Here is a 6,386-nt window from a genome sequence, read left to right as displayed (position 1 = left end):
GGCGAAGTCGCCGTAGTGGTAGTAGCCCTTCTCCACCGAGACGTAGGAGTCCAGACCGATCCAGTCCACCACGTCGTCGCCCGGGTAGAGATCGGGCCACCACGACTGGGCCAGCCACTTCTCGTTGCCCATGTAAGCCAGCACGTTCACCACGTTGGTCACACCCTTAGCGCGCAGCCGCTCGATGGTGTGCCGGTACATGGCGGCGAAGTCTTTGGCCTCCCAGCCGGAGCCGGCCTTGGCGACCACGTCATTCTCCGGCTCGTGGTGCAACACCAGAAAGAACTTCTTGCCGTACGCCTTCGCGCGCGCGGCGAACGCGTCGATACGTTTGTCCTGCTCTCCCTCGGCAACCGCGGCCCAGGTCGAGCCATACGCGATCTTCCAGTTCAGCAGCAGCACCCGCGGGTTGGCCGCATCGCTGGTCATGGCGATCTCGGCCTTGGTCGGGAAGACCGCGTCACCCTTGTGATAGGTGTGGAAGATCGTCGCGGTACGGCCGGTCAGCTTCTCCCAGTTCCGGTGCTCCAGATCGCGCGGCAGGCTGGAGAACCCGCCGGCGGCGCCGCCCCACAGCACCCCGCAGGACGGCACCAGTTTGGCGCCGGTCACGCAGTTCTTGTAGTCACCCGAGACCGCCGGGGCCGGCGGCTTGGCCGCCGGTCCCGGTGTAGCCGTCTTCGCGGATGTGGTGAGAAGCAGTTCGGGTCCACCGCCGGCGGAGTTCTCGGAGGACTGGAACCGCAGCACGCTGTTGGTCAGCGACGAGGTCAGTGCGAACGAGTAGGTCCCCGGTCCGGGCACCTCGTGGCTCAGGTCGAATCCGACCCTGGTGTCGGCGGCCTTCGGGGTCACTGCGGCGACCGCGAGATCGAGCTCGGGTGCGGCGCCGGCGGTCAGTTTGGCTTCGGTCCACGAGTTGTCCACCACCCGTGACACCGTCAGCTTGCCGGCCGGGGTGCTCAGCGGGCGCAGGAACAGCACCGCCTTGCGCACGTCGGTACCGGCCGGAACCGTGAACTTGAGGAAGATGCTCTTGCTGTCGGCGCCCAGTTTGCCGACGGCGAGCTTGTCGTCCGCACCGAACGCGGTGCCCTTGCGGGCGCTGGAGATGTAGGTGTCGTCAGCGGCCTTGACCGACAGCGCCGCATCGGCAGCCGCGGCGGTGATCGGCACGACGGTGGCGCCGGCGATCACAGCGGTCATAGCTGTCAAGACGTGCGGCAGCTTGGCGCGTCGCATGACGAGATCTCCCCCGGTCTATCCAGCCGTTCACCGGCCGGGCATACGGGAAGACTCGAGGGCTACGGGTGCGCGCCGGGGATTTGGACAGGTTCCCGCCGGTTGCGATCACCACCGACAGGCTGCGCGACGCACGTGACGCGACGGTGCGGGGTTTCGTACCGTCGCCCCATGGTGTTCTGGTCTTCGGCTTCTTCTCCGTCGTCTTCGAAGACCTCGCCGAGGATCTCGCTGGCGAGGGTAACCGGCGGCGAGCCCGCCGGCTACGCCCATCGCGGCGCCGCCCATGCCGATCGGTGGCCCTGGCGGTCATCGTCGTGGTGAAGTCCGCACGCCGAGCGCCGGCACCTCGACTCGGGATCGGTCAAGTGTTGAGGTCGCGGCGGTTGAACAAGACGGCGCCGGCGGCGACCAGCAGGACCCCGGCGGCGAGCAGGACGGCAGCGTCGGCCCACTGCATGCCATGGCGTAGTGGTTCGCCGCCGATGTAGTAGTGGAAAGGCGACAGGTATTTTGCGCCGTTGATGCCGAGCTGGCCGGCGAAGGCGTGCAGGGCGTAGGCCAGCACGCCGGTGACGGCGGTGACGGTGAAGACGAGGGCGCGGCGGCCGGTGGCGGCGCCGATGCCGATGGACAGGCCACCGAAGGCGATGGCGAGCAACGCCAGCTGGAGACATTGAGCGGCGAACTGTGCCACGGAGATGCCGGTGAGCTGGGCGCTGGATCGGATGGCGAGCATCCCGAGCCAGATGGTGGCGGCGATGGCGAGCGCGCCGGCGGCCAAGGCAGCGAAGCGGTGAAGCAGGAAGCGGGTGCGGCTGATCGGGTGGGCGAGGAGCAGGTCGAGGCGGCCGGTCTCCTCGTCGGCGGCGATGGCGCGGGCGCCGGTGGCGGCGCCGTAGAACATGGCGATCAGCGGCAGGATCAGCCCGAAGACCGAGGAGCCGAGGTAGCCGGCGGCGGAGGTGAGGTCCTCGAGCCGGAACGCCTCACGCATGGCTTGCGGGTAGTTGGCGACGGCTTCGGCCATCTGCCCGTCGGCGAGCTGGGGGTAGAACGAGGCGTACATGACGCCGGCGAGGGTGGCACCGACGGCCCAGCCGATCAGGACGCGGCGGTCGTCGGTGAGGGTCTTGGTGAACACGTCAGACGGCACGGTCGGCTCCCGCGTAGTAGGTGTGGAACAAGTCGTCCAGGGCGGGTTCGGTGGCGAGGATCCCGGTGACGGTGTGCCGGGTCGCGGCGCGCAGCAGCGCGTCCGGTGGCCCGGTGAGGCGGCAGGTGAGCACGGTGCCGGTGACGGTGAGGTCGCCGACGCCGGGTACGGCAGCGAACTCGGCGGCGGTGATCGGTTCGGCGAAGGTGAGTTCGACGGTGCGTACGGCAGCTGAGCGCAGGGCGGTGACGGTGTCGAGGGCTACCAGTCGGCCGTCGCGGATGATGGCGACGCGGTCGGCGACGGCCTGGACCTCGGCCAGGACGTGGCTGGACATGAACACCGTGGCGCCACGGTGCGCGGCTTCGGTGACCATGGCGAGGAAGGTCTGCTGCACGAGCGGGTCGAGACCGGAGGTCGGTTCGTCGAGGATCAGCAGTTCCGGTTCGTGCATGAACGCCTGTACCAGTCCGACCTTCTGCCGGTTGCCCTTGGACAGGCTCTTGACCCGGGCGGTCTGGTCCAGGTCGAGCCGCTCGGCCAGCGCGTCGATGCGCGCTGCGGGGAGGCCGCCGCGTAGGCCGGCGAGGAACCGCAGGCAGGCGCGGACGCTTTGACGGCCGTCGACGGTGAAGTCGCCGGGTAGGTAGCCGACCCGCCGGTGCAGGGCCACCGCGTCGGCACGTGGGTCGAGGCCGAGGACCCGGGCGCGGCCGGCGGTGGGCCGGATCAGGTCGAGCAGCAGCCGGATGGTGGTGGACTTGCCGGCCCCGTTGGGGCCGAGATAGCCGAGCACCTCGCCCGCGTGCACGCGCAGATCGAGGCCGTCCAGGCCGCGGCGTCTGCCGTAGGTCTTGGTGAGGTTGTCGAGCACGATCACGTCATCATCCATACCGTCACCGTACTGAGTTTTCAGAGATCTGTGAAGACTTAGAGATCTTCAGTAGGAGGGTAGAGTGCTTCGGGTGACCGACGACTTGATCGATGCCGCCGAGCACTTCGCGTTGACGCTGACCCAGTACGGCCTGCAGCGCATGACCGCCCGAGTGATGGCCGCGCTGCTGTTCACCCAGCAGGACACCATGACCGCCGGCGAGATCGGCGCCCAGCTCGGCGTGAGCTCCGGCGCCATGTCCGGAGCGCTGAAGAACCTCACCGAACTCGGCATGATCGAACGCGTGCCCGCACCGGGCAGCCGGCGCGAGCACTTCCGCTTCCGTGACGGTGCCTGGGCCACCCTGATGTCGAAACAGAACATGGCCTTGACCCTGATGACCGAAGCCGCCGATACCGGCATCGAGGTCGCCGGACAGGACACCCTTGCGGGGAGGCGCCTGGCGGACATGCGCGACTTCTACGCTTACATGCTCAGCGAGATGCCTGCCCTGATCGACCGATGGAGTGCACGGCGCACCGGCGAGAGCGGCTCGCCGGCACGCGAGGTCAGAGGTTCGCAGATGTGATCTGGTGTCATCTGTGTACGCCGGAGCAGCTCATTGCGTTCGGCGCCGCAACGGCGCTACGGCCGGCACGCTGCTCGGGCACCTGAGCACCCTTCCCCCAGACCGCTGTCTGGTTTCAAGGTGTCCGGCTCGAAGATGAGACCTCACAGATCAAGTCCTGGATCGTTCAGCTGTCCTGGCCGATGCCGGCGGCCCAGGTCCGGTAGCCACCGTCGAGATTGCGTACGCGGCGGCCGAGACCGGGCAGCAGCGCGGTGGCGGCGTGCCCACGCAGCCCGACCTGGCAGTAGACGATCAGATCACCGGAGGGCACCTCCTCCAGGCGCTCACGCAGCTCGTCGACCGGGATGTTGAGCGCACCGGGGATGTGCCCGGCGGCTTCGCATGCCGGATACCGCCCGGGGTAAGGCCGACCGGCTCTAGTGAGTCAACATGCACGGTTTCAGACTTCGTGGGCGGAATCGAAGGTCGCCTCGTCGAGTCGCTGTCGGACGTCGTGTGCCCGTCCGCCGATCCGGGTGCGTCGATCCAAATCAGGATCCGTCACGGCGGCGCCGCGTTCGTCAACGGAGTCGGTGGTGACGACGAAGGGGTGAGGCTTTCTGTCGGGGAGTGTTGTGCGCAGTGATTACGTCCATCTGCACGTGCACACCGAGTACTCGATGCTGGACGGGGCAGCCCGGTTGAAGGAGCTGTTGGCCGAGGCCCAGCGACTGGGCATGGGCACCGTGGGGATCACCGATCACGGCAACATGCACGGCGTCTACGACTTCTTCAAGCAGGCCACCGCCGCCGGGATCAAGCCGGTGCTGGGCATCGAGGCGTACGTCGCGCCGGAGTCCCGGCTGGACAAGCAACGGATCCGGTGGGGACGGCCGGATCAGAGGGAAGACGACGTCTCCGGAGGTGGCTCCTACACCCACGCCACGATCTGGGCGACGGACGACCAGGGCCTGCACAATCTGTTCAAGCTCACCTCGCTGTCGTCGTTCGAGGGCTACTACATCAAGTGGCCGCGGATGGACGCCGAACTGCTCGCCCGGTACTCGTCCGGCCTGATCGGCACGACCGGTTGCCCATCCGGTGAGGTGCAGACCCGGTTGCGGCTGGGCCAGTTCGACGAGGCGCTCACCGCGGCGGCCAGGTACCGGGACATCTTCGGGCCGGAGAACTACTACCTGGAGCTGATGGACCACGGTCTGGAGATCGAACGGCGGGTCCGCGACGGGCTGGTGGAGGTCGGCAAGCGCCTGAAACTGGAGCCGGTGGTCACCAACGACTCGCACTACACGTACGAGTCGCAGGCCGAGGCGCACGACGTGCTGCTGTGCGTGCAGACCGCGAGCAACGTCAACGATCCCAACCGGTTCCGGTTCGGCGGCTCCGGCTACTACATCCGGCCGGCCGCGGAGATTCGCGGCGCGGACAGTTCGGAGATCTGGCAGCGCGGCTGCGACAACACTCTGCGCATCGCCGAACGCATCGACCCGACGGGCATGTTCACCCACCGCAATCTGATGCCCCGGTTCCCCATTCCCGAGGGTCACACCGAGCAGGAGTACTTCCGCGAGCAGGTGTGGCAGGGCATGACCCGCCGCTTCCCGGGCGGCATCCCGCAGGCCCATCGCGACCAGGCCGAATACGAGATGGGCGTCATCGTCCAGATGGGCTTCCCGGCCTACTTCCTGGTCGTCGCGGACTTCATCATGTGGGCGAAGAACAACGGCATCGCGGTCGGCCCGGGCCGTGGCTCGGCCGCCGGATCGCTGGTGGCGTACGCGATGGGCATCACCGACCTCGACCCGCTCCCGCACGGCCTGATCTTCGAACGGTTCCTCAACCCGGAACGCGTCTCGATGCCGGACATCGACATCGACTTCGACGAGCGCCGGCGCGGCGAGGTGATCCGCTACGTCACCGAGCGGTGGGGCGACGACCGGGTGGCGCAGATCGTCACGTTCGGCACGATCAAGGCCAAGGCCGCCGTCAAGGACTCGTCGCGGGTGCTGGGCTACCCGTTCGCGATGGGTGACCGGATCACCAAGGCCATGCCGCCGGACGTGATGGGCAAAGGCATCCCGCTGTCCGGCATCTTCGAACCCCGACATCCCCGGTACGCCGAAGCGGCCGAGTTCCGCGCTCTCTACGACGCCGAACCCGATGTCCGCAAGATCGTCGACACGGCGCGGGGCCTGGAGGGCCTGATCCGGCAGACCGGTGTGCACGCGGCCGGCGTGATCATGAGCGCGGAGCCGCTGATCGACCACGTCCCGCTGATGCGCCGGGCTACCGACGGTGTGGTCATCACGCAGTTCGACTACCCGACCTGCGAGACGCTCGGCCTGCTGAAGATGGACTTCCTCGGCCTGCGGAACCTGACCATCATCGACGACGCGTTGAAGAACATCGAGGCCAATCACGGTACGAAGGTCGATCTGCTGGCGCTGCCACTGGACGATCCGAAGGCGTACGAGCTGTTGTCCCGCGGCGACACGCTCGGCGTGTTCCAGCTCGACGGCGGGCCG

The 6,386-nt window shown here is 67.8% G+C and carries 6 protein-coding genes; 2 read left to right on the top strand and 4 right to left on the bottom strand.

Features of this window, described 5'->3' with window-relative positions; all coding sequences use genetic code 11:
* The 3 genes from AB0I88_RS40765 to AB0I88_RS40755 all read right to left on the bottom strand — a co-directional run.
* Positions 1 to 1,242 (bottom strand): DNRLRE domain-containing protein (locus AB0I88_RS40765; protein ID WP_361037586.1); only part of this gene is annotated, 1,242 nt, incomplete at its 3' end.
* Positions 1,243 to 1,606: 364 nt separating this feature from the next.
* Positions 1,607 to 2,398 (bottom strand): ABC transporter permease subunit, encoded by a 792-nt coding sequence (locus AB0I88_RS40760; RefSeq protein WP_361037584.1) that lies wholly within the window; start codon positions 2,396 to 2,398, stop codon positions 1,607 to 1,609.
* A complete protein-coding gene (locus AB0I88_RS40755; RefSeq protein WP_361037582.1) occupies positions 2,388 to 3,290 on the bottom strand; it encodes an ABC transporter ATP-binding protein in 903 nt (300 codons plus the stop codon). Before AB0I88_RS40755 ends, AB0I88_RS40760 begins: the two co-directional genes overlap by 11 nt.
* Positions 3,291 to 3,363: 73 nt before the next feature.
* Between AB0I88_RS40755 and AB0I88_RS40750 the strand changes: the two genes are divergently transcribed.
* On the top strand, positions 3,364 to 3,861 hold the full coding sequence (locus AB0I88_RS40750; protein WP_361037580.1) for a MarR family transcriptional regulator: 498 nt from the start codon (positions 3,364 to 3,366) through the stop codon (positions 3,859 to 3,861).
* A 166-nt stretch (positions 3,862 to 4,027) separates the two neighbouring features.
* On the opposite strand, the gene AB0I88_RS40745 is transcribed toward AB0I88_RS40750, so the two are convergent.
* On the bottom strand, positions 4,028 to 4,228 hold the full coding sequence (locus AB0I88_RS40745) for a rhodanese-like domain-containing protein (protein WP_361037588.1): 201 nt from the start codon (positions 4,226 to 4,228) through the stop codon (positions 4,028 to 4,030).
* Between the two features lie 250 nt (positions 4,229 to 4,478).
* Here AB0I88_RS40745 and dnaE point away from each other — a divergent pair.
* A partial coding sequence (gene dnaE / locus AB0I88_RS40740) for a DNA polymerase III subunit alpha (protein WP_361037578.1) occupies positions 4,479 to 6,386 on the top strand: 1,908 nt, incomplete at its 3' end.

Origin of the sequence: Actinoplanes sp. NPDC049802, assembly GCF_040656595.1 — a bacterium.
Lineage (GTDB): Bacteria > Actinomycetota > Actinomycetes > Mycobacteriales > Micromonosporaceae > Actinoplanes.
The sequence above is the reverse complement of the archived record's forward strand: the minus strand, read 5'-3'. Positions and strand labels throughout refer to the sequence as shown.

Excerpts from the sequence above, each read along its gene's own strand:
- AB0I88_RS40755 (WP_361037582.1), bottom strand. The coding sequence starts at position 3,290 with ATGGATGATGACGTGATCGTGCTCGACAACCTCACCAAGACCTACGGC.